General features: G+C 71.5%; 17 protein-coding genes. 6 read left to right on the forward strand and 11 right to left on the reverse strand.

The window, feature by feature from the left end; genetic code table 11:
* Nucleotides 1-14: 14 nt before the first annotated feature.
* A complete protein-coding gene (locus KVT45_RS01135) occupies nt 15-743 on the reverse strand; it encodes an aspartate/glutamate racemase family protein (protein WP_217544368.1) in 729 nt (242 codons plus the stop codon).
* 5 nt (nt 744-748) lie between these two features.
* Nucleotides 749-2,224: an NCS1 family nucleobase:cation symporter-1 gene (locus tag KVT45_RS01140; protein ID WP_217544370.1), complete on the reverse strand. Its 1,476-nt coding sequence runs from the start codon at nt 2,222-2,224 to the stop codon at nt 749-751.
* A gap of 180 nt (nt 2,225-2,404) precedes the next feature.
* On the opposite strand from KVT45_RS01140, the gene KVT45_RS01145 reads away from it, so the two are divergent.
* Both KVT45_RS01145 and KVT45_RS01150 read left to right on the forward strand, forming a co-directional pair.
* Nucleotides 2,405-3,073 carry a GntR family transcriptional regulator gene (locus KVT45_RS01145; protein ID WP_089100978.1) on the forward strand — a complete coding sequence of 223 codons (669 nt, stop codon included), beginning with the start codon at nt 2,405-2,407 and terminating at the stop codon, nt 3,071-3,073.
* A 135-nt stretch (nt 3,074-3,208) separates the two neighbouring features.
* The gene (locus KVT45_RS01150; RefSeq protein WP_217544372.1) at nt 3,209-4,681 is read left to right on the forward strand and encodes a LamG domain-containing protein; all 1,473 of its coding nucleotides are present in this window, start codon (nt 3,209-3,211) and stop codon (nt 4,679-4,681) included.
* A 22-nt stretch (nt 4,682-4,703) separates the two neighbouring features.
* Here the strand turns inward: KVT45_RS01150 and KVT45_RS01155 are convergent, their stop codons facing one another.
* Complete coding sequence (locus KVT45_RS01155; RefSeq protein WP_217544374.1) at nt 4,704-5,405, reverse strand: uracil-DNA glycosylase; 702 nt, start codon at nt 5,403-5,405, stop codon at nt 4,704-4,706.
* A 278-nt stretch (nt 5,406-5,683) separates the two neighbouring features.
* Here KVT45_RS01155 and KVT45_RS01160 point away from each other — a divergent pair, with 278 nt between their 5' ends.
* Nucleotides 5,684-6,277, forward strand: a complete 594-nt coding sequence (locus KVT45_RS01160) for an RNA-binding S4 domain-containing protein (RefSeq protein ID WP_217544376.1) — start codon at nt 5,684-5,686, stop codon at nt 6,275-6,277.
* A 105-nt stretch (nt 6,278-6,382) separates the two neighbouring features.
* Here KVT45_RS01160 and KVT45_RS01165 read toward each other — a convergent pair whose 3' ends face one another.
* Together KVT45_RS01165 and KVT45_RS01170 are read right to left on the reverse strand one after the other, a co-directional pair.
* Nucleotides 6,383-7,075: a bifunctional 2-polyprenyl-6-hydroxyphenol methylase/3-demethylubiquinol 3-O-methyltransferase UbiG gene (locus tag KVT45_RS01165; protein WP_254646129.1), complete on the reverse strand. Its 693-nt coding sequence runs from the start codon at nt 7,073-7,075 to the stop codon at nt 6,383-6,385.
* Nucleotides 7,076-7,190: 115 nt separating this feature from the next.
* Nucleotides 7,191-8,105, reverse strand: a complete 915-nt coding sequence (locus tag KVT45_RS01170; protein WP_217544378.1) for an acyltransferase domain-containing protein — start codon at nt 8,103-8,105, stop codon at nt 7,191-7,193.
* Between the two features lie 65 nt (nt 8,106-8,170).
* Here KVT45_RS01170 and KVT45_RS01175 point away from each other — a divergent pair, with 65 nt between their 5' ends.
* On the forward strand, nt 8,171-8,470 hold the full coding sequence (locus KVT45_RS01175) for a DUF6343 family protein (RefSeq protein WP_217544380.1): 300 nt from the start codon (nt 8,171-8,173) through the stop codon (nt 8,468-8,470).
* Between the two features lie 147 nt (nt 8,471-8,617).
* Here the strand turns inward: KVT45_RS01175 and KVT45_RS01180 are convergent, their stop codons facing one another.
* The 5 genes from KVT45_RS01180 to rpsA all read right to left on the reverse strand — a co-directional run bounded on the left by KVT45_RS01180 (nt 8,618) and on the right by rpsA (nt 14,342).
* A complete protein-coding gene (locus KVT45_RS01180) occupies nt 8,618-9,004 on the reverse strand; it encodes a tetratricopeptide repeat protein (protein ID WP_217544382.1) in 387 nt (128 codons plus the stop codon).
* 50 nt (nt 9,005-9,054) lie between these two features.
* Complete coding sequence (gene coaE / locus KVT45_RS01185; protein ID WP_217544384.1) at nt 9,055-9,687, reverse strand: dephospho-CoA kinase; 633 nt, start codon at nt 9,685-9,687, stop codon at nt 9,055-9,057.
* A gap of 106 nt (nt 9,688-9,793) precedes the next feature.
* Nucleotides 9,794-10,732 (reverse strand): PAC2 family protein, encoded by a 939-nt coding sequence (locus tag KVT45_RS01190; protein WP_217544385.1) that lies wholly within the window; start codon nt 10,730-10,732, stop codon nt 9,794-9,796.
* A 165-nt stretch (nt 10,733-10,897) separates the two neighbouring features.
* A complete protein-coding gene (locus KVT45_RS01195) occupies nt 10,898-12,505 on the reverse strand; it encodes a flavin monoamine oxidase family protein (RefSeq protein WP_254646130.1) in 1,608 nt (535 codons plus the stop codon).
* Between the two features lie 340 nt (nt 12,506-12,845).
* Nucleotides 12,846-14,342: a 30S ribosomal protein S1 gene (rpsA, locus tag KVT45_RS01200; RefSeq protein ID WP_217544387.1), complete on the reverse strand. Its 1,497-nt coding sequence runs from the start codon at nt 14,340-14,342 to the stop codon at nt 12,846-12,848.
* Between the two features lie 365 nt (nt 14,343-14,707).
* On the opposite strand from rpsA, the gene KVT45_RS01205 reads away from it, so the two are divergent.
* On the forward strand, nt 14,708-15,535 hold the full coding sequence (locus KVT45_RS01205; RefSeq protein ID WP_217544857.1) for a class I SAM-dependent methyltransferase: 828 nt from the start codon (nt 14,708-14,710) through the stop codon (nt 15,533-15,535).
* Nucleotides 15,536-15,617: 82 nt separating this feature from the next.
* Nucleotides 15,618-18,095 carry an ATP-dependent helicase HrpB gene (hrpB, locus tag KVT45_RS01210; protein ID WP_217544389.1) on the forward strand — a complete coding sequence of 826 codons (2,478 nt, stop codon included), beginning with the start codon at nt 15,618-15,620 and terminating at the stop codon, nt 18,093-18,095.
* On the opposite strand, the gene KVT45_RS01215 is transcribed toward hrpB, so the two are convergent.
* The gene (locus tag KVT45_RS01215) at nt 18,085-19,077 is read right to left on the reverse strand and encodes a DUF3068 domain-containing protein (protein ID WP_217544391.1); all 993 of its coding nucleotides are present in this window, start codon (nt 19,075-19,077) and stop codon (nt 18,085-18,087) included. The two genes, hrpB and KVT45_RS01215, sit on opposite strands and share 11 nt — an antisense overlap.
* Nucleotides 19,078-19,090 lie beyond the last annotated feature (13 nt).

Consider the following 19,090-nt stretch of genomic DNA (forward strand, 5'->3'; position numbering starts at 1 on the left):
CCCGGGCCTTCGCGCTACGGCCGCCCCGGTGCGGCCCCCCACACCCGTCGCTTCGCCAGCGGCTTCCGGTAGCTCCCCGCCCGGCTGGTCGTGAGTCCCAGCGTCACCAGCGACTCGGCCAGCTTCACCGCCGCGCCGACGCCGTCGACCACCGGAACCCCGAGCTTCTCCCCCACCACCCGCTGCAGCCCCGTCATCCCGGCACAGCCGAGGACCAGGACCTCGGCACCGGCGTCCCGGACCCGTTCGGCCGCCGCGAGGAACGCGGCCTCCGTGCGCTCGGGGTCACCGGCCAGGTCCAGGACGCCGACTCCGGTGCCGGCGACGGCGACGCAGTTGCGGGCCACCCCGGCGGTCTCCAGGCTGTCCTCGATCTGCCCGCGCGACCGGTCCAGGGTGGTGACGACGCCGTAGCGGCGGCCCAGCAGACAGGCCAGGTGGGCCGCGGCCTCGGTGATGTCGACGACGGGCACGTCCACCAGCTCCCGTACGCCCTCGCGCCCGTGCTCGCCGAAGCCGGCCAGGACCACCGCGTCGTACGGCGGACCGTGGTACGTCCGGAGCGCGTCCAGGACCGCGGCCGCCGACAGGTAGCTGTCGAGCCAGCCCTCCGCCGACTCGGGTCCCCAGGCCGGGGTCAGCCCGGTCACGGCGGTGCCCGGGCCTGCGGCGGCCCGGGCACCTCGTACGATCTCCTCGGTCATCTCCTGCGTGGTGTTGCAGTTGGTGACGACGATCCGCACGTCCTTCAGACCTCCTCGGCCACGGCGACGGGGGCGGGGGCGGAGGCGCGGTCACCGCGGCACAGCGTCAGGTAGAGGCCCGCGGCCAGCGCCGTGCCGATGAACCAGGAGTACGGCGCCACGTCGCTGAACGTCTTCACCAGCGCGAGCACGGCCGCGACCGCCGCCGAGGGCAGGAACGCCCACAGGGCCTTGGGGTTGACGCCCTTGCGGTAGTGGTACGGGGAGCCGGGAGTCGCGTCGAAGAGTTCCCGGACGTCCACCCGGCCGCGCTTGACCCAGTAGTAGTCGACCATGATCACGCCGAACAGCGGGCCCAGGAAGGCGCCGAGGCCGCCGAGGAAGTAGTTGACGACGGTGGGGTTGGAGAAGAGGTTCCAGGGGGTGACGACCAGGGCCGCGACGGTGCTGATCATGCCGCCGACCCTGAAGCTGATCTTCTGCGGCCAGACGTTGGCCAGGTCGTACGCCGGTGAGACGAAGTTGGCGACGATGTTGACGCCCATGGTGGCGACCGCGAAGGTCAGCGCCGCCACTACCAGGACCCAGGTGTTGCCGACCTTGGCGACCAGTTCGGCCGGGTCGGTGATGGCCTCGCCGAAGACCTCCAGGGAGCCGGCCGTGACGATCACGGAGACGACCACGAAGGCCGTGGAGTTGATCGGCAGGCCCCAGAAGTTGCCGCGGCGGACGGTGCGGTAGTCCGGGGCGAAGCGCGAGAAGTCACAGAAGTTGAGCATCAGGGTGCCGTAGGTGGCGAGGATCAGACCGATCGCGCCGAACCACTGCCGCCACTGCTCGCCGGTGGAGACCGGGTGCGGGGTGGAGGTGAGCGAGATGGTCCAGTGGGCCTTGGCCAGGATCCAGACCGCGAGGGCGATCATGACCAGCCAGATCGCCGGGCCGCAGAAGTCCTGGAACTTGCGGATCGTCTCCATGCCCCGGCTGATGATCGCCGCCTGGATCAGCCAGAGCGAGACGAAGGAGATCCAGCCGAGCGTGTCCAGGCCCAGGAAGGAGCTCTCCGTCAGGGACTTCAGGCCCGGCCAGGCCGCCAGCAGCATCACGTTGACGGCGACGGACGCCAGATAGGTCTGGATGCCGTACCACATGATGGCGATCACGGCCCTGATCAGCGCCGGGATGTTGGCGCCCCAGACGCCGAAGCTGATCCGGCTCACCACCGGGAACGGCACGCCGTGGCGCTGGCCGATCCTCCCCATCCAGTTCATGCCGACGTAGATGAGCACGAAGCCGACGAGGAGGGAGGTGAAGACCTGCCAGACGTTCATGCCGAGGACCAGCAGGCCGGCGGCGAAGGTGTAGTTGCCGAGGTTGTGGACGTCGGACATCCACATGGCGAAGAGGTCGAAGACCTTCCAGTTCCGCTGCTCGGCGGGGGCGAGGTCTTCGTTGGTGAGCCGGGGATCGGGGGCGAACGCGGGTGCGCCGGTGGCTTCGGCGCGGTCGGCGAGGGACACGGGGCCTCCAGGGACTACGGGGCGGGGAGGGAGGAGGACGGCTGCCGGGTGCTGTGAGCGTCAGGTACACCAACTTTTGGTATACCAAACTGCGGTCATGGTGCTCCCGTCAAGCGTTCCGACCGATGTCCGTCCCGTTACGGCTCCGTAAAAGCCCTCCGGGTCGGTGAAAATGACCTCATGGGCTCCCCCACCACGAAGATCGAACCCCTGGGCGCGGTGCGCGAGCGCGTCCTCGCGACCCTGCGGCAGGACATCATCGCGGGGCGCCTCGGCCCTGGCGACCGGCTGGTGGAACGGGAGCTCGCCGAGCGGTTCGGGGTCTCCCGGGTACCGGTCCGGGAGGCGATCCGGGCCCTGGTCGCCGAGGGCTTCGTCCTCTTCGAGTCGGCCCGCCGTACGGTCGTCCGCAGGCTGACCCCGACCGACGTCAAGGAACTCTTCGAGCTGCGCGAGGCGTTGGAGGTGTACGCGGCCGGGCTGGCGGCGGCGCGGGCGACCCCGGAGGCGCTGGCCGAGCTGCGGGAGCTGCTCGACCGGGCGGCCACGGCGACCGAGGCGGGCGACGCCGAGACCATCACCGACATCAACACCCGTTTCCACGACCGGATCCTGGCCCTGGCCGGCAACAGCCTGCTCATCTCGGTCATGGAACCGGTCGACGGCCGGCTGCGCTGGCTCACCCGGCGGAACGAGGAGTGGCCCCAGCTCCTCACCGAGCACCGCGAGTTGTACGACGCGATCGCCTCCGGCGACCCGGACCGCGCCCGCGCCCGCGCGCTCGGCCACGTCCAGGCCAACTACCGGTCGACCGTGCGGCACCTGTTCGGCGAGGACACCGGCGCCTAGCTGTCCGATCCGGCTGTCCACAGGAACACCGGTTCGCACGGGGAGCTCCTAGAGTTCTCCTCGCCAGTGAAGATCGAAACGGATCCGCACGGACCGGACACGGACCCGAACGGACCGGACGGGGAGGGCATGACCATGGTGAGCAGACGGGGGCTGTTGGGCGGAGCCGCGCTGGTGGGGATGGGCGCGGTGGCCGGTATGGCGGTGGGGGCGGGGACCGCTGCCGCCGACGAGCCGCTGGACACGCCGTTCACCCCGGTCGCCGCGCCGCATCTGGCCGAGGCCGAGCAGCTGGTGCGGTACCAGCGGCTGCTGGCGGCCGGATATCTGCCGACGGGCCTGGCCGGGCACTGGCCGCTGGACGGCTCCGGTGCCGACCGCTCCGGCCTTGAGCACCCGGTCACCCCGGGCTCCGGCGCGAGCTGGACCAGTCTGCGGGCGGGCGGCGAACTGAGCTTCGACGGCACCTCCGGCGCCTACGCCGCCACCGCATCCGTCCTGGACACCACGGTCCCGTTCACGGTCACGGCCTGGGTCCGGCTGGCCGACGACGCCGTGCTGACGAACATGTACACGGCCGTGAGCCAGGACGGCGGCAGCGCCAGCCGCTTCCTGCTCCAGTACGACGACGCGGCCGGGACCTGGGCGTTCAAGGTGCGCAGCGAGGACCAGAGCACCAAGGTCTCGGCGCTCGCGGCCACGCCGGTCACGAAGACGGGCGTCTGGACCCACCTGGCAGGCGTCTGGGACGGCACCCACGTCCGGCTCCATGTGAACGGCGTCCTGGAAGGCAGCGCCGACACCACCCTGTCGTGGGCCGCGCCCCAGGGCTTCAGCATCGGCCGGGCCCGCTGGGACGGCGGTTACGTGAACCGCTTCAAGGGCGCCATCGACGACGTCCGCGCCTACGGCCGTGCCCTCGACGCCGATGAGATCGCCCTGGTCAGCGGGCGGACGGCACGCGCCAACAACGTCTATCTGATGGACACGTCGGCGACCGTGACCTGGGGCCGCCCGGACGACCTCGCCGGCTGGGTGGCCCGGGCCCGCTGCTCGTCCTTCGTCACGGCGCTGCTCAAGCACACCTACGGCTGGGCCACCGACGCCTACTTCCTCCAGTACTTCCAGGAGAAGGGCCCGGAGGCCGCCGACTACTGCTCGGCGTTCCGGAACGACACCGCAGGCCCGCGCTTCCGCCGCATCCGCAAGGTCACCGAGCTGCTGCCGGGCGATCTGATCGCCGTCGACTACAACGGGCAGGACGCGGAGAACACCGGGCACATCGTCATGGTCCGCGAGATCAAGGGCGTCTTCAGCGGGGTCGCCGACTTCACCGGCGAGACCCAGTACGCCGTCGAGATCGTCGACTGCACCTCCGACCCGCACGGTGTCTACGGTCTCAGCAACTACCCGCGATACCCGGACACCCGCATGGTCGGCAACGTGGACGGCGAGAGCTTCCAGGGCGTCGGCATCGGCCACATGATGTTCTACGCCTCCGACGCCACCGGCGAGTTCTCCCGGTACCGCTGGAGCGTCAACTCCTCCGCGTCCACCGGCACCCACCCGGTGGACGACCGCCCCGTGGCGGCGGCCCGGATCGTCTGAGCCCCGCCGCTCACGCCGGCTCTCACCCCAGTCCGGCCGCCTCCGCCGCCGTCCGCAGCACGTCGCGGAGCATCTCGGGGGTGAGGCGGCCGGTGAAGGTGTTGCGCTGGCTGACATGGAAGCAGCCGAAGAGTTCCAGGCCGCCGAGGCCGACCCGGGTGCCGTGGGCGAAGGCCGGGCGGGGCCGGGGCACGGTCCAGCCCGCCGCCGCGAAGGCCGGCAGCGCGGCCTGCCAGCCGAAGGCGCCGAGCACGACGGCTGCGCGCAGCGTCGGGCGCAACAGCGTCAGCTCCTCGACCAGCCAGTGGCGGCAGGTGTCGCGCTCCTCAGGGGTCGGCTTGTTGGCAGGCGGGGCACAGTGCACGGGAGCGGTGACGCGCACGCCGTACAGCTCCAGGCCGTCGTCGGCGCTCACCGACGTCGGCTGCGAGGCGAGCCCGACGTCGTACAGCGCCTGGTACAGCACGTCACCGGAACGGTCACCGGTGAACATCCGGCCGGTGCGGTTGCCGCCGTGCGCGGCCGGGGCGAGGCCGATGATCAACAGCCGGGCGTCGGCGGGCCCGAAGCCGGGAACGGGCCGGCCCCAGTACGTCCAGTCGGCGAACGCGGCGCGCTTGGTACGTGCCACGTCCTCCCGCCACGCGACCAGGCGGGGACAGGCGTGGCAGCCGCTGACGCGCTGGTCGAGGTCGGCGAGCCGGGTGTGCGGGGTGCGGTTCACGTTTCAACGGTAGGGCCGGTCCACGAGACGGAGGCGGAGAAAGGGGGGCCGGGGGACGAGGGCGAGGTTTGCCGGAGCGGCTCGGTCTGGGTGGCGGGCGTGTGCGGGAGCACCGTGCTGGTCTGTGCGGGGTGGCGACCGCGGGTTGTCCGTGGCTGCTCGCGCAGTTCCTCCCCCAGCCTTCGGCCGGGGGTACCCCCAGCGCCCCTTTGGGGCGCGATGGCGGGCGTCGGCAAAACGGTTCCGCCGGGGTCGGCTCGGGGGGCTAAGGTCGGGGCATGGCTTCTGAGGATGCGGACGACGGCAGGGAGCTCGCGAGCGGAGGGACCGGGGCACCCGCCTCGGCCGGGCCTGACGAAGGAGCCGAGGCACCCGCCACCCCGGCTCCCGACCCCGCCGCCGTCGCCGCCGCCGAGGCCGCGGGGCCGGCTCCCGGTGAGAACGTGCGGATCGACAGCTGGATCTGGGCCGTCCGTCTGATCAAGACCCGCTCCATGGGGGCCACCGCCTGCAAGGGCGGGCATGTCCAGGTGAACGGCGAGCGCGTCAAGCCCTCCCACTCCGTGCGCGTCGGCGATGAGGTGCGGCTGCGCAACGAGGGGCGGGAGCGAGTCGTCGTCGTGAAACGGCTGATCCGCAAGCGGGTCGGCGCCCCCGTGGCCGCCGTGTGCTACATCGACAACTCCCCGCCGCCCCCGCCCCGCGAGGCCTTCTCCCCCATCGGCATCCGCGACCGTGGCACCGGCCGCCCCACCAAGCGCGACCGCCGCGAACTGGAACAACTGCGCGGCCCCGGCGGGATGGGTGGGGGCGGCACGGGCGGGATGGGCTCGACAGGCCGGGCGAGCGGTGGACACCCCGGCGGACGGTGATCCACCGGGTCGGCCGTCGGCCCCGCAGGCTCGACCCGGCCAGGTGGCCCCGCGCCCACTCCCCCCCTCTCCGCAGCCCTTCCCCACGCGGCGGGTCGACACGCCCTAAGCCGTCGGCACCGCCCTCACCCACGTCCCGTCCTCGGTCAGATACTCGGCCACCTCCAGTCCCGCCTCCGCGAGAGCCTGCTCGAACTGTTCCTCGGTGAGCGGCCGGGCCAGGAAGGTCTGGGTCCAGGTCGCGTCCGGGAACTCGTATTCCGCGTGCACCGAGTTCACCCCGTCCCCGACCGGCTCGGCCGACACGATCCGGACGGTGTAGCCGCTGGGGTCGGTCCTCTCCCTCGGTACCTTCGTGTGGTAGCCCACGCCCTCCCGCTGGATGAGCACGCAGCCGCCGTCCGCCACGTGCGCCACGCAGGTGCGCAGCATGCCCCGGCGCACCTCCGGATCCCCGGTGTGCACCAGGAACGACGCGAGCATCACCACGTCGAACTTCTCGCCCAGGTCGAGCCCTTCGATGGTGCCGCGTATCGTGCGCGCCCCGCGCACACGCTCCAGCATCTCCGCCGACTCGTCCACCGCCGTGACCGTGAACCCGCGCTCCAGGAGCGGGTGCGTCATGCGCCCCACGCCGCAGCCCAGCTCCAGGATGCGGGCGCCGGCCGGGACCGCCGCCTCGATGATGTCCGGCTCGTCCCCGGCGGCCAGGCGCGAGTAGAGCTCGACCGCGCAGCCGTCCGGGGTGATCGCTCCGGGGCCCGTTCCCTCGTACCCCTCACGCATTTCAATCGTCATGCCCGAACAACGGCCCGTCTCCGCACCGCCGTTCCCGCACCCCGATGGTTCACTCGTTCGAGCAGTTCGAAGGTCCGGTGGGAACTTTTCCGCAGCGGGGCTCAGCCGAGGGCCGTCACCGGTCCCACGGGAACCATCCGTGCCCGACGTACCAGTGGCCGCCCGCCCGCAGATGGTCGCCGACCGCCCGCTCCACCGACGTCCGCCGGGGCAGGTCCCGTACCGGCAGGTCCGGGTCGCCGAAGACGAAGCCGACCGGTGTGGTGTCGGACGGCTCCGGATCCACCCACCCGGGCCGGAACCGCTCCTGGAAACGGACGATGTTGGAGCCCGCCGGGAGGTGTTGTCGCAGCTGTGGATCGAGCAGCCAGGAGTGGCAGGTCGCGACGGTGTGGGGCTCCTCCGGGAAGTGCCGGGCGAAGAACTCCCGGGCGCGGTCCACGGAGCGGTCGCAGGCGACCGGGGTGAGCGGTCCGAGGAAGTCGGGGATGTGCAGGTCCAGGGAGGGCTCGCCGCCGGTCACGTCGGTTCCGGCCGCCTTGATCGCCTGTGCCGTGCGGTCACCGAGCCACGTCCGCTCGTACTGCAGGCGTCCCAGCTGGTAGAGGCGGCCGCAGAAGTGGCGGGTGAGCCAGTGCGCCTGGCGCGCTGCCAGTCCGCCTCTGCCGATTCGTCTGCGGTGCAGTGCCATGCCACGGCCGAGGTCGGCGAGCGTGTGGCGGGAGACGTCGTCGGGAATGCCGCGCGCCCGGTGCACCGCGCGGGCATGCGGCACCGCCATGAGGAAGACGTACACGAGGAAGTACTCGCCCAGCGCTTCCGGAGCCTGGGCGGCCCGGTCGGCGAGCCCGGCCGGGTCGTCCACCTCCCGCACCGCACCGGTCACGTCCTCGGCGCCCTCTTCCAGCAGCCGCCGGAGCCCGGGGTCGGCGGTCACGGCCCGCCGCAGTGCCACCAGATCGTTGATGTCCTCGTGCGGCACGGCGAGGTCGAGGAGCAGGTCGGGCAGGTCGTCGGCGTCCGGCAGCACGTCAGGGTCCCCCTTGGTGAACGTCAGGTCGAGGAGTACGTTGCAGACAGGAGTGGTGATCCGGGATGCGGACAGGCAGTGAACCGGCGACCGCCCGCAGTGCGCTGCGGGCGCGGTTGTGGCTGAGCGTGTGGGGGCTGGCCTGGGCGATCTTCGGCACGGCGGCGTTCGCGCTGGTCGGGCGTCCAGGCTGGGCGGCGGCCTGCGGGGTGCTGTGGCTGGTGGCCACCGTGGACATGGCCGTGATCCTCAGGCACATCCGGCAGGGCCCGCACTATCAGCCGGGCCGTGATGTGCCGCCGTACCGGCCCGCCGACACCCGCCCGCCGCGGTTCCGGCGCCCACCGCAACACCGTCATCCGTGAGGGAGCATCGGCTCAGGCACCGTCCACACACGCACCGTCGGCTCACGCACGACCGGTCCACGCACCGCAGGCTCCCGCACGGCCGGTCCACGCACCATGGGTTCACGCACGACCGGTCCACACACGGCCGGCTCCCGCACGGTCGGCTCACGCGCCGCTGTCGAAGCGGGCCGCCTTCAGGTACTCCGGGTTCGGGTCCAGGGCGGCCGCCAGCCGGAAGTGGCGTATCGCGAGGTCGGTGCGGCCCTGGCGCTCGTAGGTGCGGGCGAGCGCGAAGTGGGCGAACGCGTTGTCCGGTTCGCGCTCCAGGACAATGGTGAACTCCAGCTCGGCGGGGCGCAGTTGCGCGGCGGCGAAGAAGGCACGCGCGCGCAGCAACCGGGCGGCGGTGTTCTCGGGGTGTGCGGCGATCACTCCGTCGAGCAGCTTCACCGCGCCCCGCGGGTCCCGTGCGTTGAGCAGTTGCTCGGCGGCACGGAAGTCGATGACATGCGTCTCCGGAGTACGTCCGGTCGAACCGCTGGTCTCGGGCACGGCAAAGTCCTTCCCTCACTCGAGCGGTTCAACGCCCGGACAGGTGTCCGCTATTTCGAAGACGCATTCCACTCGTTCGAACCGGACGCCTGCGCCCGGCGCACGAGGTCGGCCCACACGTCCCCGACGCGCCGTTGCAGCGCGTCAAGGGGGACGTCGTTGTCGATCACGATGTCCGCGATCTCCAGGCGCTTCTCGCGCGTCGCCTGCGCGGCCATGCGCGCGCGGGCGTCCTCCTCCGTCATCCCCCGCAGCCGTGTCAGCCGGTCCAGCTGGGTCTCGGGGGCGGCGTCCACGACGACCACGACGTCGTAGAGCGGCGCGAGGCTGTTCTCCGCGAGGAGCGGGACGTCGTGGACCACGACGGCGTCGTCGGCGGCCGAGTTCTCCAGCTCGCGGGAGCGGGCCCCGACCAGCGGGTGCACGATCGAGTTCAGTACGGCGAGCCGCTCCGGGTCGGCGAAGACGATCGAGCCCAGCTTCGGTCGGTCCAGGCTGCCGTCGGCGGCCAGCACCTCCGGTCCGAAGGCCTCGGCCACGGCCGCCAGACCGGGGGTTCCGGGCGCGACGACCTCACGCGCGATGCGGTCCGCGTCGATCAGCACCGCGCCGTGCCCGACAAGCAGCCGGGACACCTCGCTCTTGCCGGCGCCGATCCCGCCGGTGAGGCCAACTTTCAGCATGCCCCGAAGCTTAGGCCCTGCCACTGACACCGGCCCTTACGGGTCTCGGTGGCCGCCCCAGCCGAGGCTCGCCGCCCGGCCGGCGCGGGTCGCGTGCGGGCGGGCCTCAGTTGTCGCCCTCGCGCTCCGCGAGGAAGCGCTCGAACTCGAGGCCGATCTCGTCCGCCGAGGGGATCTCCACCGGCTCGGCGAGCATGTTGCCCCGGGTCTCGGCGCCCGCGGCCGCGTCGTACTGGTGCTCAAGTCCCTGCACCAGGGCGGTGAGCTCCTCGTCGCCCTCCTGGATCTGGCTGTCGATCTCCGTCTGCGTGCGGTACGCGTCCGTGCGCAGGGCGTGCGCGATACCGGGGAGCACCAGGCCGGTGGCGCCCGTGACGGCCTCCAGGACGGTCAGGGCGGCGTCCGGGTAGGGCGAGCGGGCGATGTAGTGCGGCACGTGCGCGGCGACGCCCAGGACGTCGTGGCCGGCCTCCATGAGGCGGAACTCGAGCAGCGACTCGGCGCTGCCGGGCACCTGGGCCTCGTCGAAGGGGCTGCGGTGTCCGGGGACGAGGTCGGTGCGGTTGCCGTGCGGGGTGAGGCCCACCGGGCGGGTGTGCGGGACGCCCATCGGGATGCCGTGGAAGTTCACGGACAGGCGGACGCCGAGCCGCTCCACGATCTGCTGTACGGCAGCGGCGAAGCGCTCCCACTCGACGTCGGGCTCGGGGCCGGACAGCAGCAGGAACGGCGCGCCGGTGGCGTCCTGGACGAGCCGGACCTCGATGCCGGGCTCCTCGTAGTCGGTCCAGCGGTCCCGCTTGAAGGTCAGCAGCGGGCGGCGCGCCCGGTAGTCCACGAGCCGGTCGTGGTCGAAGCGGGCGACGACCTGGTGAGGCAGCGAGTCGAGGAGCCGGTCGACGATCTGGTCGCCGGTCTCACCCGCGTCGATGTATCCGTCGAAGTGGTAGAGCATGACAAGACCGGCCGACTCCTGGGCCAGCGCCATGTCGACGACTGCCAGCCCCTTCGGCTCCCATGCGTACAAACCCTGCGGATCAAGCACTGTGACCGCTCCTCCTCGTGTTCGTACGGGTCAACGCGGCACTGACCACAGGCATTCCCGCCGGCGCCCCGAACAGGCGCCTCTCACTGCCTTCTCATGCCGGGAAAGGGTGCACGCGCGCGTGCGTGCGTCCGCACCGGACGCGGTCACGCGCGCGTGCCGGGGTCAGGCCGACATCACGCGCGCGTGGAGCGCCGTCACCGCCTTGCGCGCCGAACTGAACGCGCCGTGCTGCCAGGCGTCCATGTAGCTGAGCCAGTCGCCGGCGAACCATACCCGGCCGGTGGGCTCGTTCAGGGGCTTGTAGCGCGCGTCGTCGGGGCCGCCGGGGGTGTCGTGCCAGGCGGCCTCCAGGTGGGGTGTCTGGCGCCAGTGGTGGGAGAAGGAGGAGACCAGTTCGGTGCGGTACTTGTCGCCGTAGATCTTCACGCCGGCGGCGACCGCGCGCTGTTCGCGCTGGGCCGGGGTGAGCTTGGCATAGGAGTCGGCGTCGTCGTCGTAGTTGTAGTAGCCGATGAGGACGCCCCGTTCACCGTGGAAGCCGTACGAGGGATGCCAGATGTGGGTGACGTCCTGGTCGGTCTCGGTGATGCCGCCGTAGATGTTGTGGTCCAGCTCCCACCAGCGGGAGCGGTACTCAAGGCCGATCTTTGCCGCCGACGACGGGGTGATGGCCTCGAGGGCGCTCTGCACTCCGGAGCCCAGGTTGTGCGGCACCTTGGCGAGGATGTTGGGCGGCATGGCGGCCACGCAGTAGTCGGCCTCGACGACCTTGGTACGGCCGCCCTGGGCGTACGTCACGGTGACGCCGTGCCCCGTGTCGGTGATCTTGGAGACGGCGGCTCCGGTACGGATGCGATGGGCGCCGACCGCCCGGGTGAGCGCCTTGGGTATCTGGTCCATGCCGCCGACCGGCTGGAACATCAGCATGGCCTGGTCGAAGCCGAACTCGAAGGAGAAGTAGCGTCCGACACCGCTCGCGAGCACCGCGGAGGCGGTCGGGACGTCGCCGAGGAGCACACCGGGGGTGCCGGCGGCGGCCGGTACGGTCGTGTATCCGCGCCGCTCACCGCCCTCGTACGTCAGCGTGTCGCCGAGTTCGCCCCAGTCCTTGAGGAACTCGACGAGCCGCTCCTGGTCGGTGGCCGTCAACTCCTTGTCCAGCGCACCCTTGTTCGTGGCTTTGGCGAGCAACTCCGAGACGTAGCCGTACACGTCGGCCTTGGCGGTGCGGTACCGCTCCGGCTTCGTCATGCCGGCGGACTCGTTGTAGATGTAGGCGTCGGCGTTGATGTTCGTGAACACCTGGATGGGGACGCCGAGTTCACGGCAGTAGTCGAGGGTGATCATCCACTGCGGGATCCGGGCCGGTCCGGCGTTCATGTAGTGGCCGTCGGCGAACCGCGCGGTCTGCGTGTTGCCGTAGAGGTCGGTGGTCGAGTCACCGCCGCGCACGGTGAAGTTGCGTCCGCCGGTACGGTCCCTGGCCTCCAGGATCGTACAGTCGTAGCCGGCCTTGCCCAGTTCGTAGGCGGTCGCGAGACCGGCGATGCCGCCGCCGAGGATGACGACCCTGGCCGCGGCGCGCCCGGTGAGGGTGAAGTCGCTCGCGCTGAGCGCCCGGAAGGGCTGTTCGCGCTGGGCGGCCTGGGCGGTGGGGGCGAGGCCGAGGGCTCCCATGGTGGCGAACATGGTGCCGGCGCCGCCGGTGAGACCGACGTTCCTCAGAAACGACCGCCGACTCGTCCCCGACCTGTACTGAGGCTGTGTCATGACGCGACTCCCCTTCCGATCTTGAACGAAGACCGGGGAAGCGTCCCAGCGCCGCGTTACGGCCCAGCGGCTATTCGTGTATCTCACACGTTTCTGCGCCCACGAACCCGAAGTGACACAGCAATACGCTCAGTGGCACACATAACCTATCAAGAAACAACAGAGCAACCCCCTCAGCGGCGCTGTGGGTACCCCCGGCCGAAGGCTGGGGGAGGAACTGCGCGATCAGCCACAGCAGGTCCGCGCATGCGCACACACGCGCACCCGCGACAAAACACTGAGGGGCCGTACCTCGAAAGGTACGGCCCCTCAGTTATCGGCTAAGCCCAGCGGCTAGCGATCAGCTCTGGCCGCCGGCCAGCTTCTCGCGCAGCGCGGCCAGCGCCTCGTCCGAGGCCAGCGCGCCGGAGGTGTCGGCGCCCTCGGAGGAGTACGAACCGCCACCCGCGGCCGGAGCCGCACCCGCGACGTCGCCGCCCTCGGCAGCGGCAGCGGCGTCGGCCTCGCGGCTCTTGATGACCTGCTGCTGGTGCTGCTCGAAGCGGGTCTGCGCCTCGGCGTACTGGTGCTCCCACGCCTCGCGCTGGGTCTCGTAGCCCTCGAGCCAGTCGTTGGTCTCGGGGTCGAAGCCCTCGGGGTAGATGTAGTTGCCCTGGTCGTCGTAGGACGCGGCCATGCCGTACAGGGTCGGGTCGAACTCGACCGTGGCCGGGTCGGCACCGAAGGCCTCGTTGGCCTGCTTCAGCGAGAGGCTGATGCGGCGGCGCTCGAGGTCGATGTCGATGACCTTGACGAAGATCTCGTCGTTGACCTGGACGACCTGCTCCGGGATCTCCACGTGGCGCTCGGCCAGCTCGGAGATGTGGACCAGACCCTCGATGCCCTCGTCCACGCGGACGAACGCACCGAACGGAACCAGCTTCGTGACCTTGCCGGGCACGACCTGGCCGATCTGGTGGGTGCGGGCGAACTGCTGCCACGGGTCTTCCTGGGTCGCCTTCAGCGACAGGGAGACGCGCTCGCGGTCCATGTCGACGTCGAGGACCTCGACGGTGACCTCCTGGCCGACCTCGACAACCTCGGAGGGGTGGTCGATGTGCTTCCAGGACAGCTCGGAGACGTGGACCAGACCGTCGACGCCACCCAGGTCCACGAAGGCACCGAAGTTGACGATCGAGGAGACCACACCGGAGCGGACCTGACCCTTCTGGAGGGTCGTGAGGAACGTCTGGCGGACCTCGGACTGGGTCTGCTCCAGCCAGGCACGGCGGGACAGGACCACGTTGTTGCGGTTCTTGTCCAGCTCGATGATCTTGGCCTCGAGCTCCTTGCCCACGTAGGGCTGGAGGTCGCGAACACGGCGCATCTCGACCAGGGAGGCCGGGAGGAAGCCGCGGAGGCCGATGTCGAGGATGAGACCACCCTTGACGACCTCGATGACGGTACCGGTGACGATGCCGTCCTCTTCCTTGATCTTCTCGATGGTGCCCCACGCGCGCTCGTACTGGGCGCGCTTCTTCGAGAGGATCAGGCGGCCTTCCTTGTCCTCCTTCTGGAGAACAAGGGCTTCGATCTCGTCGCCGACCTTGACGACCTCGTTCGGGTCGACGTCGTGCTTGATCGAGAGCTCGCGGCTCGGGATGACACCTTCGGTCTTGTAACCGATGTCGAGCAGGACCTCGTCCCGGTCGACCTTCACGATGACGCCGTCGACGATGTCGCCGTCGTTGAAGTACTTGATCGTCTCGTCGATCGCGGCGAGGAAGGCTTCCTCGTTACCGATGTCGTTGACCGCTACCTGCGGGGTGGTGGCGGTGGTCTCGGTGCTGCTCGTCATGTGAGAAAGGGCTCCGGTACGGACATTGAAGTCGTAGGTACTGCTTACGCCGGGAGCCTGTTTCGCTCTGCAGAAGCCGGACAGCCTGGGAAGCGCCACCCGAAACACTGGTGACGCCTCGACAACCGAGGGGACATACATACAGATGCGAGCGCAGCCTGCTACGTCTGAGGTGCGCAGGCCCGCAGCGCAACTTGTAGCATACGGGGGCAGCCGGGCAGGGTCAATGCGCGAAGGCGCACACCCGGGGCGGATCGCCGCATACCCGGCACAAGAAACGTCCCACCAGGCCACGCACACCTGAGGGACCCCCTCCGTGACACACCCCCTGACGGGTTGCACGGAAGAGTACGACGAGGGAGCCGATCATCCAAGAGCCCGATTCGTTCGACCTCGCGGAGGCCGAACCCGAAGCCACCCGGCGTGCCGCCGGGGTCGCGGAGAGCAGCCGGGCCAACCGGGGCTGGTGGGACCGCAACGCCGACGAGTACCAGGTCGAGCACGGCACGTTCCTCGGCGACGACCGTTTCGTCTGGGGCCCCGAGGGCCTCGACGAGGTGGAGGCGGAGCTGCTCGGCCCGCCGGAGGCGCTGAAGGGCAAGGACGTCCTGGAGATCGGCGCCGGCGCGGCCCAGTGCTCGCGCTGGCTGGCCGCCCAGGGAGCCCGCCCGGTCGCCCTGGACCTCTCGCACCGCCAGCTCCAGCACGCGCTGCGCATCGGCGGATCGTTTCCCCTGGTCTGCGCGGACGCGGGCGCGCTGCCCTTCGCGGACGCCTCCTTCGACCTGGTGTGCTCGGCGTACGGCGCGCTTCCCTTCGTCGCCGATCCGCGCCTGGTGCTGCGCGAGGCGCGGCGGGTGCTGCGGCCGGGCGGGCGGTTCGTCTTCTCGGTGACGCACCCGATCCGCTGGGCGTTCCCCGACGAGCCCGGCCCCGAAGGGCTCTCGGTCTCCGCCTCCTACTTCGACCGGACGCCGTACGTCGAGCAGGACGAGGACGGCCGCGCGGTGTACGTCGAGCACCACCGGACGCTCGGCGACCGGGTCCGGGACATCGCCTCCTCGGGTTTCCGGCTCGTCGACCTGGTGGAGCCGGAGTGGCCGGCCTGGAACACGTCCGAATGGGGCGGCTGGTCCCCGCTGCGGGGCAACCTCATCCCCGGGACGGCGATCTTCGTGTGCGAGCGGGACTGAGCGTCTTGCGAGCGCGACTGGGCGTCCGAGAAAAGGCACGCGCGCGTGAGGGGCGTTTCCGGGGGCGTACGACACTGGGTGCGTGATCCGTTACGACGCCCTGGACGCGCTGCCCGTGCGGCAGGCCCTGCCCGGTCTGCGCGACGCCCTGGAGGGACACGGCACCGCCGTCCTGGTGGCACCGCCCGGCACCGGCAAGACGACGCTGGTGCCGCTGGTGCTGGCCGGGCTGCTGGGCGAGGGGCCCGCGCGGCGGGTGGTGGTGGCCGAGCCGCGCCGGATCGCCGCCCGCGCGGCGGCCCGCCGGATGGCCTGGCTGCTCGGCGAGCAGGTCGGGCGGAGCGTCGGCTACACCGTGCGCGGCGAACGGGTCGTGGGACGGCACGCGCGCGTGGAGGTCGTCACGACCGGTGTGCTGTTGCAGCGTCTGCAACGCGACCAGGAACTGTCCGGCGTGGACGTCGTGATCCTGGACGAGTGCCACGAACGCCATCTGGACGCCGACACGGTGGCGGCCTTCCTCTGGGACGTACGGGAGACCCTGCGGCCGGAGCTGCGCCTGGTGGCCGCGTCGGCGACGACGGACGCGCAGGGGTGGGCCCGGCTGCTGGGCGGGGCGCCGGTGGTCGAGGCGGCCGGTGTCTCGTACCCCGTGGAGACGGTGTGGGCGCCGCCGCCACGTCCGGTACGGCCGCCGCACGGGATGCGCGTCGACCCGGCGCTGCTGGCGCACGTGGTCTCGGTGGTGCGGCGGGCCCTGGCCGAGCGGGAGGGGGACGTGCTGTGCTTCCTGCCGGGCGTGGGCGAGATCGCGCGCGTGGCCGGCCGGCTGGGCGACCTCGGGGCCGTGGATGTGCTCCAGGTGCACGGCAGGGCACCGGCCTCCGTCCAGGACGCGGTGCTGGCGCCCGGGGCCCGGCGCCGGGTGGTGCTGGCGACCGCGGTCGCCGAGTCCTCGCTCACCGTCCCCGGGGTACGGGTGGTCGTCGACGCGGGGCTCGCCCGGGAGCCGCGGGTGGACCACGCGCGCGGACTGAGCGCGCTGGCGACGGTACGGGCGTCCCGCGCGGCCGGGCGGCAGCGGGCGGGGCGGGCCGGGCGTGAGGCGCCGGGGGCCGTGTACCGCTGCTGGTCCGAGGCCGAGGACACCCGTCTGACGGCCTTTCCGGCCCCGGAGATCAGGGTGGCCGACCTGACCGCGTTCGCCCTCCAGGCGGCCTGCTGGGGGGATCCGGAGGCCTCGGGACTGGCGCTGCTGGACCCTCCGCCGGCCGGGGCGATGGCGGCGGCGCGGGAGGTGCTGACGGCGATCGGTGCGGTCGACTCCGCCGGCCGGGCGACGGAACGGGGGGTGCGGCTGGCCCGGCTGGGGGTGCATCCACGGCTGGGACGGGCGCTGCTGGACACCCCGGGCGGCGGTGCCGAGGTGGTCGCACTGCTGAGCGAGGAGGCTCCGCGGGAGTACGGGGACGACCTGGCGGCCGCGCTGCGCGCCGCCCGGCGGGGCGGTGACGCCTATGCCGGGCGCTGGCTCGCGGAGGTGCGGCGGCTGAAGGCGGACGGCGAGGGCGCGTCGGCGTCCGGCGTGGACGACCGCACCGTGGGACGCGTCGCCGCCCTCGCCTTCCCCGAGCGGGTCGCCAAGGCCGACGGAGGGTCGTACCTGATGGCCTCCGGCACCCGGGCCGAGCTCGGTGACGGCAGCCCGCTGCGCGGTGCGCCGTGGATCGCGGTGGCCGTCGCGGACCGTCCCGTCGGCAGCGGACACGCGCGCGTGCGGCTCGCCGCGGTGGTGGACGAGGACACGGCCAGGTCGGCGGCCGCGTCGCTGTACGCGGAGGACCAGGAGGTCCGCTGGGCCGACGGGGACGTCGTCGCGCGGCGGGTGGAGCGGCTCGGGGCCATCGAGCTCGCGGTGCGGCCGTTGCGGGACGCCGACCCGGCCCTCGTCCGCGATGCGCTGCTCGACGGGCTGCGGCGCGAAGGGCTCGGCCTGTTGCGGTGGACGCCCGACGCCGCCGTGCTGCGGCAGCGGCTCGCCTTCCTCCGGCTGCGTCTGGGCGAGCCCTGGCCGGACGTGTCCGACGACGCGCTGCACGCGCGCGTGGACGAATGGCTGGAGCCGGAGCTCGGCCGGGCCCGGCGGCGGGCCGATCTCGGGCGGATCGACGCCGGGGAGGCGCTGCGGCGGCTGCTGCCGTGGGCCGGCGGGGAGGCGGGCCGGCTGGACGAGCTGGCGCCGGAGCGGATCCTCGTGCCGAGCGGGTCGCGGATCCGGGTCGACTACGGGAATCCCGACCAGCCGGTGCTCGCCGTGAAGTTGCAGGAGATGTTCGGGTTGCAGGAGTCGCCCGCGGTGGCCGGGGTGCCGGTACTGGTGCATCTGCTGTCGCCGGCCGGGCGGCCCGCCGCCGTCACGGCCGACCTCGCCTCGTTCTGGAGGGACGGCTACAAGGGCGTACGGGCCGAGCTGCGCGGCCGGTATCCGAAGCATCCCTGGCCCGAGGATCCCGCCACCGCCGAGCCCACCCGGCACACCAACGCGCGGCTCAGGCGCTGACCGGTTCCGGCACCGAGGTATCGACGGGCGCCGGGTCGGCGGGGCGGCGGCCGCGGGCCTCCAGGTAGAGGGAGAGGGCGAGCAGCGCGATGCCGAGGGACAGGAACCCCCAGGGGAGGTAGGAGGTCAGCATCAGGACGAGGGTGCGGTTGTGCTTGACCAGGGCGACGGTGTGCTCGATGTAGTCCTCGCGCATCTTCACGTCGCCGGCGAAGGCCGTCACCTTGGCGCGGCCGCCCAGCAGCGTGCCGCCGCGCAGCTCCTCCTTGTGGATCTCCTCGCCGTAGACGGGCGCCCCGGTGGCCGGCTCGACCCAGAACTTGCGGACCGTGGTGTACCAGCGGGTCGTGCCGGTCTTGGCGACGGACTCGGCGGTGATGCCCTGCACCGGCAGCTTCTTGGGCATGGGGACCTTGGTCCAGGGGATGGTCTGCTCGAAGTAGTAGACCTTGACGCCCCGGAAGGTCTGCGTCCCCTTGTAGTGGATGGGGTTGGTGGTGCGGGTCTGCGCGTCGAAGTACTCGTAGTCCCGCTTCTCGGTCAGGAACGGGAACTTGAACTCGATGCCGTCCCGTGCCACCGGGTCGCCGTCGACCATCTCGCCGGTGGCGTGCACGGGTTCCTGGCTGTGAGCGTCGAAGATGTAGCGCTCGGGGATCTCGGAGACCATCTTGCCGTCGGGTCCCTGGACGTAGGACAGGCCGTCCCAGACGACGACGTCCCGGCCCGCCGTCTTCTCGATCTTCTTCGCGGCCGCCACGTTGCCCTTGAGGGTCTGCACGATGGTGACCTGGGGGACCTTCTTCGCCTTCATGGTGCCGTAGTCGAGGAGCGTGGCGTTCTTCGCCACCAGGACCATGTCCTGGTACTGGTTCGCCGGGATCTTGGCGAGCCGCGGGAAGGCGTACCAGCGCAGCAGCGGGGACAGCGCCGCGAAGAACACGGCAAAGGCGAGCAGGACCAGACTGGCCTTGCGGCGCATCTCGGCCTCCCGG

The organism is Streptomyces sp. GbtcB6, from assembly GCF_019091475.1.
GTDB classification, from domain to species: domain Bacteria; phylum Actinomycetota; class Actinomycetes; order Streptomycetales; family Streptomycetaceae; genus Streptomyces; species Streptomyces hyaluromycini.